Origin of the sequence: Roseococcus sp. SYP-B2431, assembly GCF_004336745.1 — a bacterium.
Taxonomy (GTDB): domain Bacteria; phylum Pseudomonadota; class Alphaproteobacteria; order Acetobacterales; family Acetobacteraceae; genus Roseococcus.
This window is the reverse complement of record NZ_SJXD01000028.1, coordinates 220,898-246,106: the sequence shown is the minus strand read 5'-3', so window position 1 is coordinate 246,106 and position 25,209 is coordinate 220,898. Positions and strand designations below refer to the sequence as shown.

Below are 25,209 nucleotides of genomic sequence, written 5' to 3'. Positions count from 1 at the left end.
ACGATCCCGGGGGGAATCGGCGAGGACTGGGAAATCGGGCATTTCCTTCCGTCGACAGGCCGCGTGACGGCCGCCGGACGCTAGCGGTGAAGGCCGGGCGTCGCAACGGCTGTGGCTTTTGAGCCACGGCCGAGCCGGGATTCACCAAAACGGAACGTAACGTCCGACTGCGAAGATTGATCCCTTGTCGCGCTGAAATTAAGAATTAGTCGCAACAATCCGGAGAGTCGCATGTCCCGTCGTGCCCTGCTGCAGAGCACCGCTTCCCAGGCCGCCATCACCGCCAGCCTCGCCGTCGCCATCTCGGCCGGGCTGCAGGCCCAGGCCATGGCGCAGGCGCCGGCGCCGACGGCGCCTGTCGAGGTCTCGCCTTCCCTCAACCTTCCCGTGATGGACGTGTCGGGGCAGGCGCCCGAGCCCGCCAACACGCTGCAGCGCCCGACCGGCATCTCGCGCCTGCCCGGCACGGTGCAGGACACGCCGCAGACCATCAACGTGATCCCCCGCGCCATCATGGAGCAGCAGGGCGTGACCACCGTCGACCAGGCGCTGCGCAACGTCCCCGGCATCACGACCTCGATCGGCGAGGGCAATGGCGGCGTCAACGGCGACAGCTTCCGCATCCGTGGCTTCTCCGCCCAGAACGACGTCTATGTCGACGGCCTCCGCGACTTCGGCAGCTACACGCGCGACGCCTTCAACCTGGAGAGCGTCTCGGTCCTGAAGGGTCCCTCGGGCACGACCTTCGGCCAGAACACGGTCGGCGGCGCCATCAACCTGCAGACCCGCACGCCGCACCTGGGCAACGCCTATAGCGGCACGCTCACCACCGGCATGGGCCCGATGGGCCGCGGCACCATCGACATCAACCGGCAGATCGGCGAGACCTCGGCCGTCCGGCTGAACATCATGGGCAACCACACCCAGCTGGTGGACCGCAACGGCGTCTCCTCCGGCCGCTGGGGCATCGCGCCCTCCTTCGCCGTCGGCCTGGGCACCGCGACGACCTTTACGCTCGACTACCTGCACATGCAGGACAACCGGGTCCCCGACTTCGGCGTGCCGACCGTGACGGCGCCCGGCTCCGCCATCGCGCGCCCGGTGACGAATTACGGCGTGAACCGCCGCACCTGGTACGGCTGGGGCCTCGACCGCGACGACACGACGGTCGACCGCGTCACCGCCCGGCTGCAGCACCGCGCGACCGACTGGCTCACCATCTACAACGACACGCGCGTGGGCTTCGTGAACCGCAACTTCGCCACCTCCGTGGTGAGCTGCGGCACCGCGCCCAATTGCGTGAACGCCCTGTTTGACAGCAACCCGCGCACTGTGCCGATGGTGCAGGCGGGCGGCGCGGGCAACCCCTTCCACCAGCAGACCTGGGGCATCCAGAACGTCACCACCGCGGTGGCGCGCTTCAACACCGGGCCGATTCGCCATGAGGCGACGGCGGGCCTCGATGTCTGGGTGCAGAACGACCAGCGCACCGGCTACGGCCTCAACCCCGCCACGCGGCCGACCGTGAGCCTCTTCACGGGCCAGTACTCGTCGGCCGGCTACAGCGTGGTGCCGGGCACGGGCGCCAATGTGCGCGAGACGGACCAGCGCTACATCGGCGGCTTCGCCACCAACCGCATGTGGCTGACGCCGCAGATCTCGGTCGTGGGCGGCGTGCGCGTGAGCAACTACGACATCGACTACAAGACCTATGGCGCCGGCGCGGCGACGACGGCGCTCTCCAGCAACCAGACCTTCGTCGATCCGCGCGCCGCGCTGATCTTCGAGCCGACGCCGCAGCAGAGCTACTACTTCTCCTACGGCCGCTCGACGAGCCCGGCCGGCTCCTTCATCACCACCCAGCCCGGCACCTTCAACACGGGCAACCAGAGCCTCGATCCGGAGCGCAACACGGTCTACGAGCTCGGCGCCAAGTTCAGCCTGCTGAACAACCGCCTCGGCCTCTACGGCGCGCTCTTCCGCATCGAGAAGGAGGGCGCCTTCGTCACCGACCCGCTGCTGGGCACCACCACCCAGTCGGGCGACGACCAGCGCAACCAGGGCGTCGAGATCGGCGTGACCGGCCAGATCACCGACGCCTGGGCGATCAACGCCAACTACACCTACATGGACAGCGAGACGACGCGCTCCGCCACCGCGGGCACGGTCGGCCGCCGCGTGCAATTCGTGCCGCGCCATGCAGCGGCGCTCTGGACCACCTATGAGGCCTTCCGCGACACGCCCTACAACGTGACCTTCGGCGGCGGCTTCACCTGGCGCGACCAGGTGTTCCTGAACAACCAGAACACGGCCGAGGTGGGCGCGAACTTCTCGCTCGACGCCGTGGTCTCGCACCGGTTCGGCTCGCGCAACCAGTGGCGGGTGGCGGTGAACGGCTACAACCTGTCCAACGAGACGAACTTCGACCAGCTCTGGGCGAATCGCGTCATCCCCTCTTCGGGGCGGACGGTGCTGTTCAGCCTCTCGGCGGCCTACTAAGAGGATGCGAGGGGCTTTGCCCCTCGCGCTCCCCGCCAGGGCCTTTGGCCCTGGCCCTTTTGCTCACCAAGGTGCAGGAAACCGAGTTTCCTGCCGGGATGCTCGAGGGGCGGAGCCCCTCGAAGACAGAGGAAGTTCCCATGCTCGTCACCATCCCCCAGGTCCTCACCCCGGAGGAGGTCGCGCATTGCCGCGGGGCCCTGGAGGCGGCCGCCTGGGCCGATGGCCGCGCCACCGCCGGCGAGCAGTCCGCCCTCGTCAAGTTCAACCTCCAGATTCCCGAGAGCAGCCCCGTCGCCCGCGAACTCAGCGAGCTGATCCTGCGTGCCCTCGGGCGCAACGCCATGTTCACCTCGGCGGCGCTGCCCTTCCGGGTCTATCCGCCGATGTTCAACCGCTACGATCTGGGCATGAAGTTCGGCGCCCATGTCGACAACGCCATCCGCGTGGTGCCGAATGCCGGGGGCTTCCGCATGCGCGCCGACGTCTCCTCCACGCTCTTCCTCACCGACCCCTCCGAATACGACGGCGGCGAGCTGGTGGTGGAGGACACCTACGGCCACCAGAAGGTGAAGCTGGAGGCGGGCAGCATGGTCGTCTATCCGGCGACCAGCCTGCACCACGTGACCGAGATCACGCGCGGCAGCCGCTGGTCCTCCTTCTTCTGGTCGCAGTCGCTGGTGAAGGACGACGGGCAGCGCGCCTTCCTGCACGAGATGGATCTCGCCATCATCCGCCTGCGCCAGGAACTGCCGGACGACCACCCGAGCGTGCTCTCGCTGACCGGCGGCTACCACAACCTGCTGCGGCGCTGGTCGGAGATGTGACGCGGCGGGGACAGGCGCGGCGGGAACGGGCGCGACGCCACGGCGCGGCGGAATCCTACCCCGGCGCGTCCAGGTCGGCCCTCACCATCTCGGCGACCATCTCGGCCAGGCCGATGCGCGGCGCCCAGCCCAGCCGCTCGTGAGCGCGGGAGGCATCGCCGATCAGCAGCTCGACCTCGGCCGGACGGAAGAAGGCGGGGTCCACGCGCACCAGCACGCGGCCGGTCGCCGCGCAGCGGCCGATCTCCTCCTCGCCTTCGCCCTCCCAGCCCAGCGTCACGCCGGTCTCGCGGAAGGCGAGCTCGGTGAACTCGCGGACCGTGTGGTTGGTGCCGGTGGCGAGCACGTAGTCGTCGGGCCGCTCCTGCTGGAGCATGCGCCACATCCCCTCGACGTAGTCGCGCGCATGGCCCCAGTCGCGCTTGGCCGAGAGATTGCCGAGGCGCAGGCAGTCCAGCTTCCCGCGATGGATCGACGCCACGGCATGGGTGATCTTGCGCGTCACGAAGCCGAGGCCGCGCCGCGGGCTCTCATGGTTGAACAGGATGCCGTTGGAGGCGTGCATGCCATAGGCTTCGCGGTAGTTCACCGTGATCCAGAAGGCGTAGAGCTTGGCCACCGCATAGGGCGAGCGCGGATGGAAGGGCGTGGCTTCGCTCTGCGGCACGGCCCGCGCCTTGCCGTAGAGCTCGCTGGTCGAGGCCTGGTAGAACCGCGTGGCGTCGAGCTTCAGGATGCGCATGGCCTCCAGCAGCCGCACCACGCCCATCGCGTCGCTGTCGGCCGTGTATTCCGGCACCTCGAAGCTCACCGCCACGTCGCTCTGCGCGGCCAGATTGTAGATCTCGTCGGGCGCGATCGCCTGCAGCAGGCGGATCATCGCCGAACCGTCGGTCAGGTCGCCGTGGTGCAGGCGGAAGCCTTCCGCGCCGCGCAGATGGTCGATGCGGCCGGTCCCCGAGGCCCGGCGGTGCATGCCGTGCACGAGATAGCCCTTCTCCAGCAGCAGCTCGGCCAGGTAGGAACCGTCCTGGCCGGCCACGCCGGTGATCAGGGCTGTCGGTCGCGCCATGCAAATCCCTCTTCGTCCAAGACCATTCAGCCCAGGCCCAATGCCCGCAGCTCCGAGATGGCGGCGCGCACGGGCGTGAAATCCGCCACCGCATCCAGCGCCGCGAGGCGCATCCTCCGCCGCTCGCTCTCCGAAAGCGAGAGCAGCCGCCGCAGCGCGGCGTCGACCGAAGCCTCGTCGCTGGTGTCGGCCAGGAAGCCGCTCACTCCGTCCTCCAGGAAATCCACCGTGCCGCCCAGCCGCGGCGCCAGGGGCAGGCAGCCGCAGGCCATGGCCTCGGCCGCGGTGCGGCCGAAGGCCTGAAAGTCCGAGAGGTCGAGGAAGGCGTCGGCCTCGCGCAGCAGCCCGGCGACGCCGGCCTGGCTGAGCCGGCCGGTCAGCGTCACGCCGGCCGGCGGCTCCATGCCGAGCGCGGCCAGTTCCTCGCCGGAGGCGCCGAAGCCGATGGCCTCCACCGGCCCGAACGCGCCGGCAGCGAGGCGGCCCAGCAGGCGCAGCGTGCGAAGCGGCGCGCGGCGCGGCGTGCCCGGCCGCACCATGGCGACGACGCGCAGCGCGGCGCCTTCCGCGCGGCGGGCCGGGCCAAAGAGCCCGTGGTCGATGCTCGGCACCACCAGCGCGGCGGCATGGCCATGGGCCGAATGCACGATCTCGGCCAGCCAGTTCGACCTGGCGATGTAGGTGCAGCCGCGCAGGAGGGAGAAGCTCGCGAGCGCCTTGTCCTGCTCCATGCTGCCCTCCGGATGGAAGAGCGGCTCGTAGTCCTGCACGCAGTAGCCGGTGCGGAAGGCCGGGCCCTGAAGGGTCTCCGCGGCCCTGGCGATGCAGTGGACGGAGGATGCGGTGGTCGCGACCACCGCACCCTCGCCCGCGATCAGACGGCCCAGCTCCTGCGGTCCGTCGAAGACGCCGACGCCGCCGTCCAGCACCCAGTCGAAGCGCGCGTGGTTCTCGCGGAAGCCTTCGGCATTGGCCGCGTTCACCAGGATGCGCGCCTCGACGCCGAGGTCGCGCATCGCCGACACCTCCTGCACGACGGAATGCGCGCTGCCGGCGCCGCCGCGCACCGGCAGCACGAAGGCGAGCCGCGTCACGCGGACTCCCCCTCGGCCAGGAGCTCCGCGATTCCGGCGAGCCGGCCGCGAAGGCGGCCCAGCACGGCGTTCTCCTGCATCATCCGCTCCAGCACGGGGATCACGACTCCGGGATGCTTGTTGGTCATTTCCAGTCCGCCGGCGCGCGTGAGCTCGGTGCGCCCGGCGCCGAAGGAGACGCTCTTGTGGTGGAAGACGAAGCAGTCGTCCGCGACGACGAGGCGGAAGCCGGCGGCGCGCGCCCGCAGACAGAGGTCGGTCTCCTCGCCGTAGCCCATGGGGAAGGCCTCCTCGTCGTAGAGGCCCACGCGATCGAAGACCTCCCGCGAGATCAGCGTGCAGAAGCCGTTGAGCAGCGGGAAGTCGGGATAGGCCCGCTCGGTCGCGGCATCGAGCAGCGCCTGCACCCGGTCCAGGTGCTCCGGCCGGATGGCGTCGTTCGTGGACCAGCTGCCGTCCGGCCGCTTCACGGCGGGCAGGCTCTGCCAGCTCGCGGCGTTCGAGATGGGGCCCACCATGCCGGCGCCCGGCCGTGCCCGCGCGGCGGCGTGCAACCGGTCCAGCCAGCCCCGGGGCACCACCGTGTCGGAGTTCAGCACCACGACCCAGTCGGCGCCGGTGAGCGCCACGCCCTCGTTGATCGACTTGGTGTAGCCGCGGTTCATCTCGCGCCGGTGCAGGACGATGCGCGGGTCGCGCGCCGCCTCCTCGCGCAGCATTTCGGCGGTGAGGTCGCGGCTGCCATCGTCCACGACGACGACCTGCATGGGCCCCGTCGCGGCGGCGCTGAGGGCGCGCAGGCAGGCGCGCACCTCGTCGCTGCCATTGTGCACGGGCAGCACGACCTGCGTGAACGGATGCGCGCCGGCGGGCAGGCGGCGCGCTGGATCGGGCGCTGGCCCTGGCCGGGGCGCCGCCCCGTGGATGCGGGCGAAGGTCTCCGCCCGCCCGAAGGTCGCCTCTAGCCGCCCATCCTCGAAGCGCGGCGAGGCGTGCATCTGCGGGGCGGCGCGCGGCGCCAGCGCGGCGAGGCCCTTGGCCCCGAGCGCCTCGACGGCGAGCCAGGCGCCGGCTCCCGTCTCCGAGGGCTGGAGCTCGACCGGGATCTCCACCGGGCGCCGGAAGGCGCGCGCCCGGCGCAGCACGCGCAGCGGCCGGAAGCCCGGCCCCTCCCGCGCCTGGATGGAGAGCTCCAGCACCGCATGCATGTTCGGCTCGGTGGCCTCCGGCAGCCAGGCGGTCACCACCAGCCGGCCGGCCGGCACCTCGTCCAGCCGAAAGAGCAGCGAGACCCGCGGGGAGGCCGCGTCCAGCAGCAGCCGCACGCCCGGGCCGGAGGATTGCGATTCCGGCACCATCTCGAAGCGCTGCGTGGCGGCCGGGGGCTGGGCGCCGCCCTGCAGCCCCTCGGCCAGCTCCGCCATCGCGGCCGGCAGCACGCCGGCCAGGCCGCCCGGCCAGCGGGAGAGCGGCGGGAAGCCCGCCGCCGCGGCGGGCCGGGGCGGCGCGGGGGCTTCCCCGGCGGAGCCGGCCTCCAGGCGCAGCGGCGAGCCGGCCAGTTCCCGCCCGGTGACGAGGTGGAAGGCGCGGGCCTCGCGCGGGACGCCGTCGCGCAGCGTCGCCGGCAAGGGCCAGTCGATGACGAAGCCGCCGGCGCCGTCGGCCCGCGCCGTCAGCACGCGCGTGCCGAGTCCCTCGATGTCGAGGCCGATCTCTGGAGGGAAGGAGGGATCGGGCGAAAGCGGTGCCGGACGGGCCCAGCCGCGCAGCGACGGCGGGTCGGGATGAAGGCGCAACGCGCCGTCGCCGGCCTCCTGTCCCGTCTCGGTGCTGCCATCCATGCGGTCGCCAATACCTTCCACGGCCTGCATTCGGCTTAGCATCCGGCAGGAGGCCGAGGAAGCCAAGCTTGAGCGCCGGCGGAACGGGCGATAGAGGTAGAGCCCTGTTCCGCCGATCGAAAGGCCCCTTCGCTGGACCTCGACGCGCTTTCCCGGCCCCGCATCCTGGTGGTGGCCGCCCGCCATCCGGCGCTGGGCGGAAGCCCCGCCGATGCCGCGGCGTTCCGGGCCTTCCGCCTGCTGTCGCGCGTGGCGGAGGCCTGGTTCCTGGCCGGCGCCGGCCCCTCGCGGCCGCCGCCGGGCGTGCGGATCTTCCAGCCCTTCGGCCCGGCCGAGTTCCTGGTGGAGGCCGAGGCGGGCTTCGGGTCGATGGACCTCACCCAGCCCGACCTCCATCTGCTGGACCGGCTGGGCGACCTGCTGCGCCGACTGAGGCCGGAGCTGGTGCACCTGCACGACCTCGCGCCCTTCGGGGTGGAGCTCTTCGCGCTCCTTCGGCGCGAATGCCCCCGGGCGCGGATCGTGGTCACGCTGGATGCCGGGCTCGCGCAGCGGATCGGGCTCGTCTCCGGCGCTCCGGAGGAGGAGGAAGAGAAGGTGCCGCGTTTCTTGGCCGCCGCGCTGCTCCGCCGCTTCCTGCGCGAGGCCACGGTCCTGCTGCCGAACGAGGGGCTGCGCGCCGCCTGCAAGGGTTTCGGGCTCGATCCCGCGCGGCTCGTGGTCTCCCCGCCGCTGCCCCCGGAGGCGGAGGCGGGCGAGCCGCCGCCGTCCCGGCACTTCCTGGTCGCGGCCGCCTTCCCGGGCCCGGGGGATGCGGCTTCTCTCGCTGCGGCGGCCGGGCTGCTGGCCAGCCTGCCGCCGCCTGAGGGCCGCAGGCTGCGGATCGAGGTGCACGGCGGCCCGGACGCGATGCTGGAGCATGCGGCCGGGCAGCCCGGCTCGCCGCTGGTCCTCTCCTCCGCAGGCATGGCGGCGGCGCATCTCGTGCTGCTCCCGTCGCGCGATCCGGAGCCGGTCGTCGCGATGGCGGCCGCGCATCGGCGCCCGACCCTCCGCATCGGCTCCGGCGCCGCCCTGGCCGAGTCGCTGATGCGCCTGCTGGAAGCGCCCGGGGAGCTGGCGGCGCTCCAGGCCGCCCTGGCCCCGCCGGCGAGCGAGGCCGGGGCCGCCGCGGCGCTGCTGTCGCTGTATCGCGGGCTGCCGGCATGAGCGCCTTCCTCCGGCCCCCCTTCGCGCAGAGCCTGTCCTTCGCGCCGCGCGCCATGGCGCAGTCGCAAAGCGCCAATTACCACCAGGGCGAGGACATCCGCCTGCACGTCGTCATCCGCGGCGTGCAGGGCGAGCCGCATCTCATCGTGAACGACTTCCTCGACGGGCAATGGGGCGAGGAGCTGCTGTTTCCGCTCTCCGCGACCGAGGCGCAGGCGCCGAGCGTCGGCGTGGCCTTCGCGGCGGACGGCATCCTGGTCACGCCGCCCGGCGGCGCCCCGGCGCCCTTCCGGCCGGCGCGGCCCGTGCCGGCCTCGGTGGTGCTGCGGCTGGGGCCGGACATCGCGCTGGGCGAAAGCGGGGTTCCGGCCCTGCCCGCCGCCCCTCCGGTCCCGGAAGGCGACGGCACGTTCGATGCCTGCGGGCCGCTGCCCGGGACGGGCCATCGTCTGCTGGTCCTGCGCCTCGCCGACGCGACGCCGGAGGCCGCGCTGACCGCCGCGCCGGTGCCGCTGCGGCTGGGCGGCTCGGGCGCCTCCCCTGTGTCCTTGCTGGCCTTCGACGCCGGGGAGGGCCAGCTCGGTCTGATCGCCGCCGTGCCCGAGTCGGAGATGGAGGCCACCGGCGTGGAGATCCTGCCGCCGGGGCTGCCGCCGCTGCGCTTCTCGCCGCCGGCCGGGTCGCGGATCGCGCCGCGCCCGCTGCCGGAGGATCTGCTGGCGCGCCTGCGCCGCCATCTGGCCGAGGCGCGCGGCGCGGGAAAGCCGGAGCTGGAGCGCCTGCTGCAGCGCGCCTTCACCGGCCGCAGCACCGCCGGCTGGCTCTCCAGTCCGGTGCGGATCCAGGTGGCGCGCGTGGTGCCGACCGAGGCGGGCACGCTGCTGCAGGGCAGCTTCTCCGACCCGCACCAGGCCGTCGCCGCCCTGCGCCTGCGCCACGGCGACGCGCGCTTCGACCTCGCCTGGATCGACGTGCCGGCGAACGACGGCCAGGGCTTCACCGCGCGCGCGCCGGCCTCGGCCTGGACGGGCGAGGCCTGGCTGGAGGTGGAGCTGCATTCGGGCGAGACGGGCACGCTGTCGCTGCCCGCGCCCTCCTGGGGCCTGCCGGCGCTGCGCGGCCTGCTGGAGGGGATCGGCGCGATCCCGGCGGAGCGGCTGGACCAGGCCTTCGACGCGGTGCTCGGCGCGCCGCTGGTCGCGCTGAACCGCGCGCGGCTGGCGCAGCCGATGGCGGTGGAGGAGCGCGTCTTCGGGGCCATGCCGGACGCGCCCCGCGCCAGCCTCGTGATCCCCCTGCACGGAAGGCTCGACCTGCTGACCGCGCAGGCGGCGCTGCTCTCCGACCTGCCGGGCGACGAGGTGATCCTGGTCCTGGACGATCCGCCGCGGCGCGAGGCGGCGGTCCCGCTGGTCGCCGCCCTGTCGCGCCGCTTCGGCCTTGCGGCGCGCCTCCTTCTCCCGGCGGAGCAGCGCGGCTTCGGCCCGGCGAGCAACCTCGGCCTGGAGCGCGCGCGGGGCCGCGTGGTCGTCTTCCTCAATGCCGACGCCTTCCCGGAATCGCCGGGCTGGCTCGACCGCCTCGTCGCCGCGCTCGACGATCCGTCGATCGGCGCGGCTGGCGCGCGGCTGCTCTATCCCGATGGCAGCCTCCAGCATGGCGGCATGGTCCCCGAAGCCGCCGCGGACCGGGCGGGCTGGGTCTTTCCCGAGCATCCCGGCAAGGGCCTGCGCCCGCCGGCCGCCGCGCCGGCGCCGCGCGACGTGCCGGCGCTCACCGGCGCCTGCCTGGCGATGCGGCGCGAGGTCGCGCGGCGCTACGGCGGCTTCGATCCGGCCTATGTCATCGGCGATTTCGAGGATGCCGACCTCTGCGCGAAGCTCGCGCGCGACGGGCTGCGCCGCGTGATGGCGGACACCGCCGAGGTCACGCATCTGGAGCGCCAGTCGCAGGGCCGCTTCGCCGCAGGGCAGGGGCGCTGGAACCTGACGCTGCTCAACGCCTGGACCTACAATCGCCGCTGGCATGGCGGCTGACGCGCCCATCGGCGGGCTGGACTCGCTCCAGCACGGCCCCGGCTTCCTGTGCATCGGCGGCTCGGTCGCAGTGCCGCCGGGCCGCGACTGGCCCGTGCTGACGCTCGAGCTGGACGGCCTCACCCACCGCATCGCGCATGCCTTCGCCTTTCCCGGCGGCGGGGAGGCCCGCGCCTTCCGCGAGGACATTCCCTGGCCCGGCGACGCGCCCGGATTCCAGGTCACGCTCTGCGCCGACGGCCTGCCGCTCGCCACCGCGGACGGGGCGCGCTGGGCCGCCTTCACGCCGATGGGCGCGATCGAGTGGTTCTCGCAGGCGCAGCTCTCGGGCTGGGCCTACGACCCCGCGCAATGGCTCGGCGGGCCCGACCTGGCGCTGCACGCCGATGGCGCGAAGGTCTGCGACATCCCGCTGAACGCGACGCGCACGGACCTCCTCTTCGGCGCGCGATTCCGGGGCGAGCGGCTGGGCTTCTTCCTGCCCGCCGCGGTGCTCGGCCCGATGCTGGACGGGATCCAGCCCTTCGGCGACGGCCTGGTCCGGCGCTGGTCGCTGGTCGCGCGCGGGCAGGAGATCGCGGCCCGGGAGGAGGTGCTGCCCGCCCGCGCTCGCGGCGGGCTCGACGTCTGGGAAGGCGGGGCACTGCGCGGCTGGGCCGAGCTGGAGCCGGAACGCCCGCCGGCCGTGATCCTCGCGCTGGACGGGCGCGAGTTTCCGCCGCTGCGCGCCGATGGCGGCCGCTTCGCACTGCCGCTGCCCCATTCGCCCACGGGCCGCCCGACCCTCGCCGTTTCCGCGCGCATCGCCGGGGAGGCGGGGGCGCTGCCCGGCTCTCCCGTCACCCTGCGGCATCTGCCGCTGGCGCCCGGCTTCGGTGCCGGCGCCTTTCGCGCCCTCTCGCGCGGCCGGCCGCGCGTGGCGGTGGTGATCCCGATCCACAATGCCGCGGAGGCGCTGCGGAACTGCCTGGCCAGCGTGATCGCGCATAGCGCGGCCCCCGCGCGGCTCATCCTGGTGGACGACGCCAGCACCGACCCGGCCGTCGCAGAGATTCTCGGCAAGCTGCAAGGCCGCGCGGGCATCGAAATTCTCCGCAACGACCGGAACCTGGGCTTCACCGCGAGCTGTAACCGAGGCATCGCCGCCGCCGGTCGCGACGACGTGATCCTGCTGAATTCCGACACCGAGGTGCCGGCGCGCTGGATCGAAAACCTGATGGCGGCGGCCTGGTCGACGCCGGAGACCGCCTCGGCCACGCCCTTCTCCGACCGGGCCGGCGCCTTCTCCACCCCGCCCGTGCCGGAGGGGATGAGCACGACGGAACTGTCCCGCCTCTGCGCGCAATCCTCGCTCGCCACCCCGCCCGAGGCGCCCACGGGCCATGGCTTCTGCCTCTACCTCCGCCGCGATGCCATCGACCGCGCCGGGCTGCTCGACGCCGAATCCTTCCCGCGCGGCTATGGCGAGGAGAACGAGTGGTCGATGCGCGCGCTGCGCGCCGGGCTGCGCCATGTGGTGGACGACCGCAGCTTCGTGCGCCACCGCGAGGCGGCCAGCTTCGGCGCGGAGCGCGAGGCGCTCCTGCGGGCCGGCCGCGAGGCGGTGGATGCCCGCTTCCCGGAATATCCCGCGCTGGTCCACGCCTTCCTCGCCGACCCGCAGATGGCGGCCGCGCGCTGGCGTATGGGCGGCGCCTTCGCGCGGCCGGCACCGCGCCCGCGAATCCTCTTCGTCCTCGCCCTGGAGGCGGGCGGCACGCCGCTCACCAACCTCGACCTGATGCGCGCGCTGGAGGACCGCTACGAGCCCTTCCTGCTCGGCAGCGACGGCACCGTGCTGACGCTGAAGCGCCTCGAATCCGGCGCGCTGCGGGAGGTGGAGCAGGTGGCGCTCAACCGGCCCATCCGCCTCGCCGAGCATGCCAGCGCCGAATACGACCGCGCCTTCGCGGGCCTGCTCACCCGCCACGCGATCGAGCTCGTGCATCTGCGCCATTTTGCCTGGCACGGGCTCGGCCTGCCGATGGTGGCTCGGGCGCTGGGCATTCCCGTCGTGGCCTCGCTGCATGATTTCTACATGCTCTGCGCCAGCCTCAAGCTGCTCGACGCCACGGGCGAGCCCTGTCCCGGCTGCTGCACCGACGCGCCCGGGCAATGCCGGGCCGAGCTCTGGCCCGAGGCCGAGGTCCCGCATCTGCGCGGCGCCTGGGCACGGCGCTGGCGCGAGCAGACCGGCGCGGCCCTCGCCGCCGCCGACGCGCTGGTCACGACCGCGCCCCATGTCCGTGCGCGCCACGTCGAGACCTTTCCCGGGCTGGCGCAGGCCGACTTCCGCGTGATCCCGCATGGCCGCGACTTTCCCCGGCTCTCCGCCGCGCGCACGGCGAGCCTCGCGGGCCGTCCCTTGCGCGTGCTCCTGCCCGGCCATCTCGACACGGCCAAGGGCCTCGGGTGGATCCGCGCCATGGCCCTGCTGGACGAGGGCCGGACCGTCGAGTTCCACGTCCTGGGGACGGCGCAGGGCACGTTCTCCATGCCCGGCCTGACGATCCATGGCCCCTATCCGCGGGACGAGTTTTCTGCGCGCGCGCGGGACATCGCGCCCGACATCGGCGCCGTGCTCTCGCGCTGGCCGGAGACGCATTCGCACACGCTGACCGAGCTCTGGGCCGCGGGCCTGCCCGTGCTGGGGATCGATCTCGGCGCCGTGGGCGAGCGGCTGCGCGCGCAGGGCGGCGGCTGGCTGGTGCCGCCGGAATCCTCGCCCCAGGCCGTGCTGGACCGCCTGCGCGCGATCGCCCGCGATCCCGCCGGCCTCAGCCGCCGGCGCATCCAGCTGCGCGCCTGGCAGCAGGGCGAGGGCGCGGCCCGCGACACCGCGGCCATGGCCGCCGATTACGACCGCCTCTATCGCGAGCTGCGCGCCCGCCGCCTCGCCTTCGCGCGGCCCGCGCCGGTCGAGGTCTGGCTGCGGCTGGACCTGCGCGAGAGCCCGCGCGCCGAGGGCTGCGCGAACGACGCGGATTCGGCGGTGATCTACCGCCCCGTCCCGGAATCCCGCCTCGCGGCGGCGCTCGCCGGCGATGTCGCGGGCGTCGCGATCCTCTGCGACAGCCTGGCGAGCCCGGCCCTGGCGCGCGTGCTGCCGCGGCTGCGCGACCGCCGCTGCACCCTCCATCCGCAGGCCCGCGCCGGCGAGATCGATCCCGCACCGGGCTGGGAGGTCAGGGCGCCCGCCACTCCAGCCTGACGCCCGGCGCGCTCGCGGCTCCGGCCACCGCCGCCGCGCGGTGCAGCGCCGAGAGCCAGCCGGCCCCGCCCTCCGGCGGGGCCTCCAGCTGCGCGACCCAGCCCCGGACCGGCGGCGCGCCCTCCGCCAGGATGCGGAGGCGCGGATCGGCCACCGGGGATGCCCCCGCCGCGAGGACGCATTCAAAGGGGGCCGAGGTGCCGTCCAGCACCGCGCGCAAGGTTCCGGCCGGCGCGGCCGGCGCGATCTCGATCGTCGTGAAGGGCACCCCGATTTCCGCCGGCATGTCGCGGCGCGGCGCGCGGTGCGGCGGCAGGGCGAGCCGCGCGGCCAGTCCCGGCGTCTCGAAGTCTCCCGGCACTGCCTGAGCCCCGTCGAGCCGCGCGAGCGGCCGTGGCGGATGCACCACCACCGTGCCTGGCCCCTCCAGCCGGAGCACCAACGCGCCCTCTCGCACGGGCGGCAGGTCGAAGCGGAGCAGCCGCGGGCGCGGCTCGGTCCGGGTCTCCAGAAGCAGGCGGTCCGGCTGGCCCGCGCGCCGCAGGAGCAGCGTCGCCGCCATGCCGGGCCCTTGCCCCTGGGACCCCTCCAGCGCGAGCGCCATGCGCAGGCCGGTGGACACCGGCTCCAGCGCGAATTCCGCCTCGGCCGCGCCCTCCGCCACCGCCAGCCGCAGCCCATAGGCCGGCAGCTCGCCCGGCCGGAGCGCGCGCGGCGCCGCGGCCGCGAAGCGCAGCCCCCGGCCCCGCAGCACGAGCCCCGCCGCGACCCGGGCCTCGCCCTCCACCGCGCCCGAGACGGGCCCGTCCCAGGCCCGCAGAGTCGGGTTCACCAGGGGTGAGGCGAGCCCCGCCGGCCCATGGCCGGGCGGCCGCGGCTCCAGCGGGGCGAGCCGTGCCGGCGCGGCCCGGCTGCCGGGCGCGAGCTCGGCGAGGCGGCGCAGATGGGCGCGGGCGGAGCCGGTGGCGCCCAGCGCCTCGGCTGTATCGGCCAGGCTCCGGGCCAGCGCGGGGTCCTCCGGCCTGTGCCGGGCGGCCAGCGCCAGCTCCGCCAGGACCTCGGCCGTTCGGCCGAGCGCGGCGAGATGGCGTGGCCGGCGCTGCAGCCGCTCGCGCCAGGCGCTGTCCCGGGGCGTGATGCCGGACCAATGCGCGGCCGCCTCGGCGTGGCGCCCCTGTGCCCCGGCGAGGCGGGCCAGCAGCATGGTCGGCGCGGCATGGCCGGGCCGGACGGCCCGGGCCTGCCGGGCGGACTCCTCCGCGGCTTCCCATTGCTGGAGGTCGAGCAGGGCCCGCGCGCGCAGCACCAGCAGGTCGAAATCGCCCGGGTGGAGGCGAAGCCCATGCTCCAGGATGCGCGCTGCGGCGGCGGGCTCCTGCCGGGCCTCCGCCTGGCGCGCCTCTTCGAGGAAGTGCTGTCGCGGCCGGGGGCCCTCCTCGCCGCCGGCGGGCACCACGAGGCGTCCGAGCGACCACTCGCCGAATTCCGGGGCGCAGCGCAGCTCCAGCTCTGACCCCACCGGCGCGACGCCGGCCAGGTCGAGCTCGAAGCCATGCGCGCCGCCGCCGATGCCGCCATGCGCCAGCTCCGGGCGGTGGCGGTCGGCCAGCAGGCGCGCCGCGACCCTGCCGTCGTGCCACAGCTCGAGCGCGACGGCGGCCTCGGGGCGCGACTGGTCCCAGGCCCAGCCCCGCAGCCGACCGCGCGGGGCGCCTTCCAGACGCCCGCGCAGCATGTGCAGCCGTCGCGGGATGCGGGGCGTGACGGCGTCGAGCCGGATGGGCTTGTCGTGCCACCAGGCCTCGATCGCGATCTCATGCGGCGCGCCGTCCTGGAAGCGCAGGGGCAGGGCGAATTCCAGACCGTGGCGGCCGTCGCCCAGGCCGGCCTGCTCGAGGTCGGCGCGCGGCCATGCGGCGGTGACGGGGGCCACCATCTCGCCATCCACCACCAGCCGCAGGGTCAGCCGATGGCCGGGCCGGGCCGGATCCCAGGCCCAGCCGCGCAGGATGCCCTCGGAGACGCCGTCGATCCGCCCGCGCAATCCGGTCTCCGTCGTGAGGATGGGCCGACCGGGCCGATCCGTTGATGAAATCCTAGGCCAGGAGCCGCCGAACCGGCGAATCGCTTCCCCGCCAAAGGCCAGGGCGCGATCCGGCGCGGCGGATCATGCCCGGCCCACCGGCTCCGGCCTCGCGACCCGCGCCAGATCGGCGCGGACCATCTCGGAGACCAGCTCCGCCAGGGTCGCGCGCGGGCGCCAGCCCAGGACGCGCCCCGCCTTGGCCGGATCGCCGACAGGCCGGCTTCCCTCCAGCGGCCGGAAGAGCGCGGGGTCCACGCGCACCAGCACGCGGCCCGTCGCGGCGCAACGGCCGATCTCCTCCTCGCCTTCGCCCTCCCAGTCCAGCGCGATGCCCACCTCGCGGAAGGCGAGCTCGGTGAAGGCGCGCACGGTATGGGAGACGCCGGTGGCGAGCACGTAGTCGTCGGGCCGCTCCTGCTGGAGCATGCGCCACATCCCCTCGACGTAGTCGCGCGCATGGCCCCAGTCGCGCGTCGCATCGAGGTTGCCGAGCACCAGCTCGGGCTGCAGGTCATGACGGATCGCGGCAACCGCGCCGGTGATCTTGCGCGTCACGAAGCCGGGGCCGCGCCGCGGGCTCTCATGGTTGAACAGGATGCCGTTGGAGGCGTGCAGGCCATAGGCTTCGCGGTGGTTCACCGTGATCCAGAAGGCATAGAGCTTGGCCGCGCCATAGGGCGAGCGCGGGCGGAAGGGCGTGGCTTCGTCCTGCGGCGTCTCCACTGCCTGGCCGAACATCTCGCTGCTCGAGGCCTGGAAGAAGCGCATGCGGCGCGCGGGGTCGACGCGGCGGATCGCCTCCAGCAGGCGCAGGACGCCCATCCCGTCCACCTCGGCGGTCTGCTCCGGCGCCTGGAAGCTGAGGCCGACATGGCTCTGCGCCGCGAGGTTGTAGACCTCGTCCGGCCGCGTCCGCTCCAGGACGCGCTGGAGGCTCGGGCCGTCGCCCATGTCGCCGTGATGCAAGGTGATCTGCGCGTTGCCGCCGAGCAGGTGGTCGATATGGGCCGTGTCGGGCGAGGAGCAGCGGCGCCGCAGCCCATGCACGACATAGCCCTTCTCCAGCAGGAATTCCGCGAGGTAGGAGCCGTCCTGGCCGTTGATTCCGGTGATCAGCGCGACAGGGGCAGGCATTGCGGCTCCGGCTTGCCGTCCCGGCAGGGAAGGCGGTGGGTCGGTCAGTCGGGCTTTCGGATAGCTTGCCCTTCGCGATCCTGCCATCCCGTTTCATGCGGCGGAAGGCATAAAGCTGCGGCGCAGCAATTCTGCCCGACCGGCCTTTTCTGTCAGCCTTCGATCGTCACGAGCTGGTCGCGGAAGCTGGCCGCGCAGGCGGGCCAGGAGAAGCGCTCGGCCTGGAGGCGGGCGCGCGGCCTCGGCACGTCCAGCGCGGCGAGGCAGGCGCGCTGGAGGTTCTCGTCCAGCACGCCGCCCGGGCCCACCACGTCGCGCGGGCCCATGACGGGATAGGCGGCGACCGGCGTGCCGCAGGCCATGGCCTCCAGCAGCACGAGGCCGAAGGTGTCGGTCCGCGAGGGGAAGACCATCACGTCGGCACCGCGATAGGCCGCGGCCAGATCCTCGCCGTGGCGCCAGCCGGCGAAGTGGGCGGCCGGGTAGCGCGACTGGAGCGCGGCGCGCTGCGGACCGTCGCCAACCACGACCTTCGTGCCTGGCAGGTCGAGCTCCAGGAAGGCGGCGATGTTCTTCTCGACGGCGATGCGGCCGGCATAGAGGAAGATGGGGCCGGGCAACCCCTTCCAGGCGTCGCGCGCGCCGTCCTGGAACAAGGCGAGGTCCACGCCGCGGGTCCAGGGCAGCACGTGGCGGAAGCCGCGCGTCGCCAGCTCGTCCTGCAGGGTCTGCGTCGCGGCGAAGGTGCCCGCGCCGGCATTGTGGAAGCGGCGCAGCAGCGCCCAGACGAGGCGCGGCGGGATGCCCGTGCGCGCCGCGACGTATTCGGCGAAGCGCGTATGGAAGCTCGTGGTGAAGCGCCAGCCCCGCTCGGCGCAGATGGCGCGCGTGGCGAGGCCGAGCGGCCCCTCCGTGGCGATGTGCAGCGCGTCGGGCCGGGCGGCGTCCAGCATGTCGCGGAGCGCGGGACGCGGCCGATAGGCGAGGCGGATGTCGCGATAGCCGGGCATGGCGAAGCTGCGGAAGCGGTCGGGACCGATCACCTCCACGGCGTCGCCCAGCGCCATCAGCTCGCCGGCGACGCGCTCCAGCGTGCGGACCACGCCGTTGACCTGCGGGCGCCAGGCATCCGAGACGATGGTGAGGTGCATCAGGCCGGCATGGCCTCCCGCATCCTCTGGGGCGCGCGCTGCATCGCGGCCCACTCCAGCAGCTCGAACCGGCCGTCGGCATGCTCGACGAGCGCGGTGCAGCTCTCCACCCAGTCGCCGTCGTTCATGTACATGACGCCGTTCACGACGCGCATCTCGGCATGGTGGATATGGCCGCAGATCACGCCGTCCAGGCCGCGGCGGCGGGCCTCGCCGGCCAGCGCGACCTCGAAGCGGTCGATCGCCTTCACCGCCTCCTTCACCTGACGCTTCAGCCACTGCGAGAGCGACCAGTAGGGATAGCCGAACTTCCGGCGGGCCAGGTTGAACCAGCGGTTCAGGACCAGCGCCGTGTCGTAGGCCCAGTCGCCCAGATAGGCGAGGAACTTGGCGTAGCGGATGACGCCGTCGAACTCGTCGCCATGGATGACGAGGAAGCGGCGGCCATCCGCGCCGTGATGGACGGCCTCGCGCATCAGCCTCACGCCGGCGATCTCGAGGCCGAGCCATTCGCGAAACATCTCGTCGTGGTTGCCGGGAATGTAGGTGACCCTGGTGCCGTTCTGGGCGAGGCCGAGCACGACGCGCATCACCTGGTCGAACTCGTCGTGCCAGTACCAGGACTTGCGAAGCCGCCAGCCGTCGATGACGTCGCCGACGAGGTAGAGCTGCTCGCACTGCACCCTGGCAAGGAAGTCGAGCAGCATGTCGGCGCGCGCGCCCCGCGTGCCGATGTGCATGTCGGAGATGAAGATGCTCCGCACGCGCATGGTTCCGGCTTCCGCTCCGACGATGTTACTTGGCGCCATGAGCCCGCTCCGTCTGTGAATACGCCGGGAATGCGTGCGCCTGCCTGGGTTTGCACGTGAATCTTCCATGACCCCCGCGCGGGTGGCATGTCTCGTTCCTGCCGCGGAGGATTCGCTGGGCCGTCACGGCGCGGGTGATAGGCTGCTCGCGTCGGGCCCCTTCGGCGTGGGCGTGAATCAGGCGGGCCCGACCCGGTACCCCGGATCGAGGAGGCTGCGGCCCCGCTGCGGCAGTGGATGACCTAAGCGCGATGATCCATCCGGCGGGCGGCCGTCGCCGCGCCGAAGTGGAACGGCCGGGGCACCGCCCGCTCCAGGCGCGGCGTCCCGGCCTTGCGCGACGCCAGCGCCAGGATGCCTGGCAGGATGCCGAGCGCCGCCATCATCTCCGCCAGGCCGAGCAGTCCCCCGTCGATCGCAGCGAACATCCAAATCTCCTGGCGCCGGTCACCGGCCTGGGCGTTTATGGTCGGCGCGTTTATGGCGGGGGCGCGATGAACCGGCAGTGACCCTCCTGTTCATCCTGAGTTTAGGAGCGGCATCCTAAGGCGATGGCATGAACCGGCGCGACCTGCTCGAAAAAGGCCTTCTTCTCACCGCCCTCGGGCTGATGGTGGCCGGCGAGCCCATGCCCGGCGCCCGGGCCGGGGACGACGACGACGATGACGAGGACAACCGGCGCAGGGCTGCGCGGCTCGCCCGGGAATCCGGCCAGATCATGGGCCTGGCCGAGCTGATGGCGCGGGTAGAGCGGCGCTACGTCGGCCGCATCGTGAAGGTGGAGCTTGATCGCGAGGACGGCCGCTGGGTCTACGAGTTCCGTTTCCTGCCGCCGGACGGCCGGATGTTCGAGGTGGAGCTCTTCGCCGAGAACGGCGAGCTCCGGCGGACCAAGGGCCGCGTCCAGGAAAGGGCGAACTAGTGCGCGCCCTCCTGGTCGAGGACAATGCCACGCTCGCGACGAAGATCCGCGCCGCCCTGCTGGAGGCGCGCTTCGCCGTGGACCACGCGGCGGACGGCGAGGAGGCCCTCTTCCTCGGCGAGACCGAGCCCTATGACGTGGTCGTGCTCGATCTCGGCCTGCCCCGCCTGGACGGGCTGAGCGTTCTGCGCCGCTGGCGCGCCGCCGGGCTCACCGTACCGGTCCTCGTGCTCACCGCCCGGGGCGCCTGGACCGAGAAGGTGGAGGGGCTGAACGCCGGCGCGGACGACTACATGGCCAAGCCCTTCGCCATCGGCGAGCTGGTGGCGCGGATGCAGGCGCTGATCCGCCGCGCCCGGGGCGTCGCCCGGCCCGAGATCAGCCTGGGCCACGGCGGCGAGGTGGCGCTCGACACCGTGTCCGCCGCGGTGAGCCTCCAGGGGACGCCGGTGCGGCTGACCGGGCTGGAATTCCGCCTCCTGGCCTATATGGCCCAGTGCGGGGCCCGGCCGGTCTCCAAGACGGAGCTGACGGAGCACCTCTACGACCAGGACTTCGACCGCGACTCCAACACGATCGAGGTCGTGATCGGGCGCATCCGCCGCAAGCTCGGCGCCGCGATCATCGAGACCGAGCGCGGCCTCGGCTATCGCATCGCCTTGCCCCCGGGGAAGGCCAGCCGCGGCGCATGAGCTTTCCGCTGCGCTCGCTCACGCTGCGCCTGACGCTCATTTCGGCCATCTGGGTGGGCGGCGGGCTTTCGCTCGCGGGATGGCTGGCCTTCACCGTGCTGACCCGGCAGGTCGAGGCCGCCTTCGACAGCCGCCTCGCGGCGCAGCTCGACGCCCTGGTCGCGGCGCTTTCAGTGTCGGCGGATGCGAGGCCCCGCGTCGCGTCGCGCGCGCTGTCGGACCCGGAGTTCCAGCGGCCGCTCTCGGGCCACTACTGGCAGGTGACCGCCGGCGACGGCCGCATGGCCACGTCGCCGTCCCTCTGGGACGCCCGGCTGCCGCCGCCGCCCGCATCGACGGGCCGGCAGGGCCAGGTGCAGGTCTATTCCGCGGCCGGGCCGCGCGGCGAGGAGATGCGCGTCCTCGCCCGCGTCGTGACCCCCAGCGAGGAGACGCGCTCCTCCCTCAACGGCACGGCGCCCCTGCTCGTGCAGGTCGCCTCCACGACGGCGGAAGCGCAGGAGGGCATCGCGCAAACCAGCCGCATCCTCCTGCTCGTCTTCACGATCCTCGGCCTCGGCCTGGTGGCCGGTGCCGTGGGCCAGGTGCTCTGGGCGCTGATGCCGCTGCGGCGTGTGCGCCGGGCGCTGGCCGAGGTGCGCGACGGGTCGCGCGAGACGCTGCAGCCCTTGCAGGCTCCGCTGGAGGTCGCGCCGCTCGTTGTCGAGATCGACGAGCTGGTGGCCCAGAACCGCGCCACGATCGAGCGCGCGCGCACCCATGTCGGCAATCTGGCCCATGCGCTGAAGACGCCCATCGCCGTGCTGCGCGTCTCGCTCCAGCAGGACGAGCCGGACGTGGAGGGCGCGCTGGGGGAGGCGGCGGCCATGGAACGGCTGGTGGACCACCATCTCGCCCGCGCCCGGGTCGGCGCGCTGGCCGGCGCGGCGGCGGTGGACACGCCCGCGCTGGCGGTGGCGGAGGAGATCGCGACCGCCATGGCGCGCCTGCCGGCGGCGGCGCATCTCGAGCTGCGCGCGGTCGGGGATTCCGCGGCGACGGCCCGCGTGGATCGCCAGGACCTGGCCGAGATGATCGGCAACCTTGCCGAGAACGCCTGCAAATGGGCGCGCTCGCGGGTGAGCATCGCGGTGTCGCTGAGCCGCAACCCGGCGCCGGACGGCGAGGCGCGGCCGGTCGTCCTGATCGCCGTCGAGGATGACGGGGCCGGGATGGGCGTCGAGCAGCGCGAGGCTGCGATCGGCCGCGGCACCAAGCTGGACGAGGCGGTGCAGGGATCGGGCCTCGGCCTCTCGATCGTCGCCGACCTCTCGGAGCTGGTGGGCGGCCGGCTGTCGCTGGGCGTCAGCGCGCTGGGCGGGCTCGCCGCCCGGCTGGAGCTGCCGGCGCGCGCCCGCGGGGCCAGGGTACCTTAGCGCAGATCCCGATCCTGCTGCTTCGCATGATCTGGTGAAAATGCTTCGAGGAAACAATAGGTTATAGCTTTGAAGTGAGCCTAATCGAACAGAAAAAGCTCTAGTGCGGCGGCGGTGGACACGCCTCGTGCCGGCGACAATCGTGCCGGACCGATGATACTGCACGCCTTTCCGGCGCGTTGAGGGCAGGGAGGATACCGCTATGACAGCCGTGCCGATCGCCTGCGAAGCCTGCCGGGAGGACCGGCCCCTCTTCCCCATCGCCATGGCCTTCCAGCCGATCGTGGACCTTTTCGATCGTCGCATCGTGGCGCATGAGGCGCTGGTGCGTGGCCCCGCCGGCGAGCCCGCCGCCCAGGTCCTGGCGCAGGTGACCGACGCCAACCGCTACGCCTTCGACCAGGCCTGCCGCGTCACGGCCATCGAGACGGCCGCGCGGCTAGGCATGCGGACGCGGCTGAACATCAACTTCCTGCCCAATGCCGTCTACGAGCCGCGCGCCTGCATCCGCCGCACGCTGGAGGCGGCCGAGCGCACCGGCTTTCCGCTCGACCGCCTGACCTTCGAGTTCATCGAGAACGAGCGCGTGGACGACGCGCATCTCCATTCGATCATCGAGGCCTACCGGCGCCACGGCTTCTCGGTCGCCCTGGACGACTACGGCGTCGGCTATTCGAACCTCGGCCGGCTGGTCGAGATCCGGCCGGACATCATCAAGGTCGACCGCGCGCTGGTACGGGGCTGCGACGAGGACCGGATGCGCCGCGCCATCCTGTCGGGCCTGGTCGGCTTCACGCGCGAGATGGACATCAAGCTCGTGGCCGAGGGGGTCGAACGCGCGGAGGAGGCGCGGGTGCTGCGCGAGATCGGCCTGCGTTTTGCGCAGGGCTTCCTCTTCGCGCGGCCGATGTTCCAGGGGCTCGCGCGCGAGGAGGACATCGCCTGGGGCGATTGAGGCCGTGGGTCTTCCCCAGCGCCGCGGCCCGTGGTGGCATGCCGCCGATTCTGGAGGAACTTCCCATGCCCGTCGGCTTCCGCATCCGCCCCGTCACCACGCGGGTGGACCCGTCCCTCGTCGCCCGCGCCCAAAAGCTGCCCGTCGCGAATATCGGCGACGTGATGAACCGGCTGCAGGCGCTCTCCGGCACCTTCCACTCCTTCGGCGGCCGCAAGCGGCTCTGCGGCCCGGCCTTTCCGGTGAAGGCGCGATCCGGCGACAACCTGATGCTGCACCGCGCGGTCGACATGGCCGAGCCGGGCGACGTCATCGTGGCCGACGGCAATGGCGACCTGACGGTCGGGCTGATGGGCGACCTGATGCTGGGCCACGCGACGAAGCGGAAGCTCGGCGGCGTCATCGTGGACGGGGCCGTGCGCGACATCCCGCAGCTGGCGAAGATGGAGCTCGGCGTCTGGGCGCGCGGCCATACGCCGGCGGGCCCGTTCAAGGATGGGCCCGGCGAGATCGGCTATGCGGTTTCCTGCGGCGGTCAGGTGGTGATGCCCGGCGACCTCATCTGCTGCGACGAGGACGGCGTGGTGGTGGTGCCGCTGGCCGATGCCGAGCGGGTGATCGCCGATGCGGAGAAGCATCAGGCGAAGGAGCTCCAGGCCGAGAAGGAGATCCAGGCCGGGGCCTGGCCGCGCGACTGGGTGCTGGCGAGCCTGAGGGAGAAGGGCTGCGAGGGCGCCTGAAGCATGAGGATCGAAGGCGCGCAGACACCGTAGATCTGCGCGCTTCCGGGGCTGGTCGCGAGGGGCGCCGAAGCGCGGAGGGGGGCCTTCCCGCGTCAGCTCCGCCAGGACAGATCGTTCCTCGGCAGCCGTCCCGAGGGATCGTGGACCGTCACCTTGTGGGGCGGTTCCGGCCCCCAGCGCCACAGCACGAGGTTCGTCATCTCCGGCCGCGCCTGATGGGCGAAAGACGGCGCGAGGATGCCGGAAGCGCCGTCGGCGATCAGGCGCTGGGCAAGGCCCCATGATGCCGGCTTGCGGCCCTCGGCGCGATCCAGGGCCCAGGGACAGGCCATCTCCGCCAGCGTGACGCCGGCCGGCTCGCGCAGGTCGATGATCCCATCCACGTCGACTTCGTAGGAGCAGACGGTCAGGGGATCGAGGCGGTGGGCGAAGCCGTGCCCCATCTCGATCCACATTCCTTCGATGCTCAGCGCCAGATACAGCGCCGGCACGCCGACCGGATTGAAGCGCCCCCCCTTGAGCGCCGCGCCCTCACCCGAGAGCGGCGCCCAGGACCATCGCGGATGATGCGCCCGCCAGGCCGTGCCCTGCCATCTCAAGCAAAGCCGCCGGTGGCAATGTGGTCCAGATAGTCGCGGAGGGGGGCGGCCCGGCCCTCCTTCACCAGCGCCTCGGCGGTGCGGCCACCGAAGGCGGGAAGGGGCTCGGCGCGGTACCAGGCCATGGCCTGCTTCTCGCCGCCGGCCCATTCGGTGATGCGGTAGAGGATCTCCAGCACCTCGCGCGCGCGGGCCTGGGTCTTGGGGGCGTGCAGGCGCGAGGTGCGGTGCACGGCCTCGGGGGTGAGGCCGGCGGTCTCGGCGAATTGCGCGCCGGAGACGCCGAAGGCCTCCGCGAGAGCCGGAATGGCGACATGGCCGAGAGGGTCCATGTAGCGGGCCGGGCCTGCCGGCTCGAAGGCGCTCTGCGCCTCGGAAAAACCCCTGGCCATGAACTGCACCCCAGATGACGGGCCAATGCGTCATTCTATATGCCATTTCGCAGCGCGGGTCCATCAGAAAAGGCCTCCCGCGGATCCCGCGAGAGGCCTTTCCACTCTGGCAAAGGGAGGCGCGGCCTCCCCTGCCTCAGACCTTGAGGTTGACGGCGGCCGTCTTGCCGCGCTCCTCGGTGAGGTCGAACGTCACCGACTGCCCGTCCTTGAGGCCCTGGAGCCCCGCGGCCTGCACGGCGGTGATGTGGACGAAGACGTCCTTGCCGCCGCCGGCCGGCGTGATGAAGCCGAAGCCCTTGGTGGCGTTGAACCATTTCACGGTGCCAGTGGCCATCCGCTGTCTCCTGATCAATGCGTGCGGAGAGTTCCGACGCGAAACGCCTCCTCCGGCCGGACAAACGGTGCGTCCAGCTCTTGGGAGAACGTCTGGGGTCGGCACGGCAAGGAAGGCGCCTTCAGGAAGCGCAGAACGCTGCCGGC

The 25,209-nt window shown here is 72.9% G+C and carries 21 protein-coding genes; 10 read left to right on the top strand and 11 right to left on the bottom strand.

All coding sequences use genetic code 11. From position 1 onward, the window contains the following. The first annotated feature begins 231 nt into the window (after nucleotides 1-231). The gene (locus EJV46_RS19460) at nucleotides 232-2,499 is read left to right on the top strand and encodes a TonB-dependent siderophore receptor (RefSeq protein ID WP_131550373.1); all 2,268 of its coding nucleotides are present in this window, start codon (nucleotides 232-234) and stop codon (nucleotides 2,497-2,499) included. Between the two features lie 140 nt (nucleotides 2,500-2,639). Further along, entirely contained in the window at nucleotides 2,640-3,326 is a 687-nt protein-coding gene (locus tag EJV46_RS19455) for a Fe2+-dependent dioxygenase (RefSeq protein ID WP_131550372.1), read from the top strand. A gap of 55 nt (nucleotides 3,327-3,381) precedes the next feature. Here EJV46_RS19455 and gmd (EJV46_RS19450) read toward each other — a convergent pair whose 3' ends face one another. From gmd (EJV46_RS19450) to EJV46_RS19440, 3 genes are read right to left on the bottom strand one after another with little or no spacing between them, the layout of a single operon-like run. Next, nucleotides 3,382-4,398 carry a GDP-mannose 4,6-dehydratase gene (gene gmd / locus EJV46_RS19450; RefSeq protein WP_131550371.1) on the bottom strand — a complete coding sequence of 339 codons (1,017 nt, stop codon included), beginning with the start codon at nucleotides 4,396-4,398 and terminating at the stop codon, nucleotides 3,382-3,384. Between the two features lie 26 nt (nucleotides 4,399-4,424). After that, nucleotides 4,425-5,492, bottom strand: a complete 1,068-nt coding sequence (locus EJV46_RS19445; protein ID WP_131550370.1) for a glycosyltransferase family 4 protein — start codon at nucleotides 5,490-5,492, stop codon at nucleotides 4,425-4,427. Beyond that, nucleotides 5,489-7,333, bottom strand: a complete 1,845-nt coding sequence (locus EJV46_RS19440; RefSeq protein ID WP_131550369.1) for a glycosyltransferase family 2 protein — start codon at nucleotides 7,331-7,333, stop codon at nucleotides 5,489-5,491. Before EJV46_RS19440 ends, EJV46_RS19445 begins: the two co-directional genes overlap by 4 nt. A gap of 171 nt (nucleotides 7,334-7,504) precedes the next feature. Between EJV46_RS19440 and EJV46_RS19435 the strand changes: the two genes are divergently transcribed. From EJV46_RS19435 to EJV46_RS19425, 3 genes are read left to right on the top strand one after another with little or no spacing between them, the layout of a single operon-like run. Then, nucleotides 7,505-8,542, top strand: coding sequence for a glycosyltransferase (locus tag EJV46_RS19435; RefSeq protein ID WP_131550368.1), 1,038 nt, complete (start codon nucleotides 7,505-7,507; stop codon nucleotides 8,540-8,542). Then, a complete protein-coding gene (locus EJV46_RS19430; RefSeq protein ID WP_131550367.1) occupies nucleotides 8,539-10,578 on the top strand; it encodes a glycosyltransferase family 2 protein in 2,040 nt (679 codons plus the stop codon). The genes EJV46_RS19435 and EJV46_RS19430 overlap by 4 nt, the downstream gene beginning before the upstream one ends. Continuing rightward, the gene (locus tag EJV46_RS19425) at nucleotides 10,568-13,828 is read left to right on the top strand and encodes a glycosyltransferase (protein WP_131550366.1); all 3,261 of its coding nucleotides are present in this window, start codon (nucleotides 10,568-10,570) and stop codon (nucleotides 13,826-13,828) included. Before EJV46_RS19430 ends, EJV46_RS19425 begins: the two co-directional genes overlap by 11 nt. Here the strand turns inward: EJV46_RS19425 and EJV46_RS19420 are convergent. From EJV46_RS19420 to EJV46_RS19400, 5 genes are all read right to left on the bottom strand, one after another. Next, nucleotides 13,803-15,872 carry a tetratricopeptide repeat protein gene (locus EJV46_RS19420; protein ID WP_131550365.1) on the bottom strand — a complete coding sequence of 690 codons (2,070 nt, stop codon included), beginning with the start codon at nucleotides 15,870-15,872 and terminating at the stop codon, nucleotides 13,803-13,805. The two genes, EJV46_RS19425 and EJV46_RS19420, sit on opposite strands and share 26 nt — an antisense overlap. Before the next feature lie 123 nt (nucleotides 15,873-15,995). Then, a complete protein-coding gene (gmd, locus tag EJV46_RS19415) occupies nucleotides 15,996-17,048 on the bottom strand; it encodes a GDP-mannose 4,6-dehydratase (RefSeq protein ID WP_131550364.1) in 1,053 nt (350 codons plus the stop codon). 152 nt (nucleotides 17,049-17,200) lie between these two features. Further along, nucleotides 17,201-18,199, bottom strand: coding sequence for a glycosyltransferase family 1 protein (locus EJV46_RS19410; protein WP_131550363.1), 999 nt, complete (start codon nucleotides 18,197-18,199; stop codon nucleotides 17,201-17,203). After that, nucleotides 18,199-18,969: a UDP-2,3-diacylglucosamine diphosphatase gene (locus EJV46_RS19405; RefSeq protein WP_131550362.1), complete on the bottom strand. Its 771-nt coding sequence runs from the start codon at nucleotides 18,967-18,969 to the stop codon at nucleotides 18,199-18,201. The genes EJV46_RS19410 and EJV46_RS19405 overlap by 1 nt, the downstream gene beginning before the upstream one ends. Nucleotides 18,970-19,250: 281 nt before the next feature. Next, a complete protein-coding gene (locus tag EJV46_RS19400) occupies nucleotides 19,251-19,436 on the bottom strand; it encodes a hypothetical protein (RefSeq protein ID WP_131550361.1) in 186 nt (61 codons plus the stop codon). Between the two features lie 128 nt (nucleotides 19,437-19,564). On the opposite strand from EJV46_RS19400, the gene EJV46_RS19395 reads away from it, so the two are divergent. From EJV46_RS19395 to EJV46_RS19375, 5 genes are all read left to right on the top strand, one after another. After that, nucleotides 19,565-19,930 carry a PepSY domain-containing protein gene (locus EJV46_RS19395; RefSeq protein ID WP_131550360.1) on the top strand — a complete coding sequence of 122 codons (366 nt, stop codon included), beginning with the start codon at nucleotides 19,565-19,567 and terminating at the stop codon, nucleotides 19,928-19,930. Next, entirely contained in the window at nucleotides 19,930-20,622 is a 693-nt protein-coding gene (locus EJV46_RS19390) for a response regulator transcription factor (protein ID WP_131550359.1), read from the top strand. Before EJV46_RS19395 ends, EJV46_RS19390 begins: the two co-directional genes overlap by 1 nt. Beyond that, nucleotides 20,619-22,037, top strand: a complete 1,419-nt coding sequence (locus EJV46_RS19385) for a sensor histidine kinase (protein ID WP_131550358.1) — start codon at nucleotides 20,619-20,621, stop codon at nucleotides 22,035-22,037. Before EJV46_RS19390 ends, EJV46_RS19385 begins: the two co-directional genes overlap by 4 nt. Nucleotides 22,038-22,239: 202 nt before the next feature. Then, nucleotides 22,240-22,992: an EAL domain-containing protein gene (locus tag EJV46_RS19380; protein WP_131550357.1), complete on the top strand. Its 753-nt coding sequence runs from the start codon at nucleotides 22,240-22,242 to the stop codon at nucleotides 22,990-22,992. Between the two features lie 65 nt (nucleotides 22,993-23,057). Further along, on the top strand, nucleotides 23,058-23,732 hold the full coding sequence (locus EJV46_RS19375; RefSeq protein WP_165585622.1) for an RraA family protein: 675 nt from the start codon (nucleotides 23,058-23,060) through the stop codon (nucleotides 23,730-23,732). Nucleotides 23,733-23,827: 95 nt separating this feature from the next. Here EJV46_RS19375 and EJV46_RS19370 read toward each other — a convergent pair whose 3' ends face one another. From EJV46_RS19370 to EJV46_RS19360, 3 genes are all read right to left on the bottom strand, one after another. Then, the gene (locus EJV46_RS19370) at nucleotides 23,828-24,334 is read right to left on the bottom strand and encodes an RES family NAD+ phosphorylase (protein WP_131550355.1); all 507 of its coding nucleotides are present in this window, start codon (nucleotides 24,332-24,334) and stop codon (nucleotides 23,828-23,830) included. Continuing rightward, nucleotides 24,331-24,726, bottom strand: a complete 396-nt coding sequence (locus EJV46_RS23350) for an antitoxin Xre/MbcA/ParS toxin-binding domain-containing protein (RefSeq protein WP_131550354.1) — start codon at nucleotides 24,724-24,726, stop codon at nucleotides 24,331-24,333. Before EJV46_RS23350 ends, EJV46_RS19370 begins: the two co-directional genes overlap by 4 nt. A gap of 136 nt (nucleotides 24,727-24,862) precedes the next feature. After that, nucleotides 24,863-25,063 (bottom strand): cold-shock protein, encoded by a 201-nt coding sequence (locus EJV46_RS19360; protein ID WP_131550353.1) that lies wholly within the window; start codon nucleotides 25,061-25,063, stop codon nucleotides 24,863-24,865. Nucleotides 25,064-25,209 lie beyond the last annotated feature (146 nt).

Coding starts and splice junctions, on each gene's coding strand:
- EJV46_RS19460 (WP_131550373.1), top strand. CDS start 232: ATGTCCCGTCGTGCCCTGCTGCAGAGCACCGCTTCCCAGGCCGCCATC.
- EJV46_RS19455 (WP_131550372.1), top strand. CDS start 2,640: ATGCTCGTCACCATCCCCCAGGTCCTCACCCCGGAGGAGGTCGCGCAT.
- gmd (WP_131550371.1), bottom strand. CDS start 4,398: ATGGCGCGACCGACAGCCCTGATCACCGGCGTGGCCGGCCAGGACGGT.
- EJV46_RS19440 (WP_131550369.1), bottom strand. CDS start 7,333: ATGGATGGCAGCACCGAGACGGGACAGGAGGCCGGCGACGGCGCGTTG.
- EJV46_RS19430 (WP_131550367.1), top strand. CDS start 8,539: ATGAGCGCCTTCCTCCGGCCCCCCTTCGCGCAGAGCCTGTCCTTCGCG.
- EJV46_RS19425 (WP_131550366.1), top strand. CDS start 10,568: ATGGCGGCTGACGCGCCCATCGGCGGGCTGGACTCGCTCCAGCACGGC.
- gmd (WP_131550364.1), bottom strand. CDS start 17,048: ATGCCTGCCCCTGTCGCGCTGATCACCGGAATCAACGGCCAGGACGGC.
- EJV46_RS19410 (WP_131550363.1), bottom strand. CDS start 18,199: ATGCACCTCACCATCGTCTCGGATGCCTGGCGCCCGCAGGTCAACGGC.
- EJV46_RS19405 (WP_131550362.1), bottom strand. CDS start 18,969: ATGCGCGTGCGGAGCATCTTCATCTCCGACATGCACATCGGCACGCGG.
- EJV46_RS19400 (WP_131550361.1), bottom strand. CDS start 19,436: ATGTTCGCTGCGATCGACGGGGGACTGCTCGGCCTGGCGGAGATGATG.
- EJV46_RS19395 (WP_131550360.1), top strand. CDS start 19,565: ATGAACCGGCGCGACCTGCTCGAAAAAGGCCTTCTTCTCACCGCCCTC.
- EJV46_RS19385 (WP_131550358.1), top strand. CDS start 20,619: ATGAGCTTTCCGCTGCGCTCGCTCACGCTGCGCCTGACGCTCATTTCG.
- EJV46_RS19380 (WP_131550357.1), top strand. CDS start 22,240: ATGACAGCCGTGCCGATCGCCTGCGAAGCCTGCCGGGAGGACCGGCCC.
- EJV46_RS19375 (WP_165585622.1), top strand. CDS start 23,058: ATGCCCGTCGGCTTCCGCATCCGCCCCGTCACCACGCGGGTGGACCCG.
- EJV46_RS23350 (WP_131550354.1), bottom strand. CDS start 24,726: ATGGCCAGGGGTTTTTCCGAGGCGCAGAGCGCCTTCGAGCCGGCAGGC.
- EJV46_RS19360 (WP_131550353.1), bottom strand. CDS start 25,063: ATGGCCACTGGCACCGTGAAATGGTTCAACGCCACCAAGGGCTTCGGC.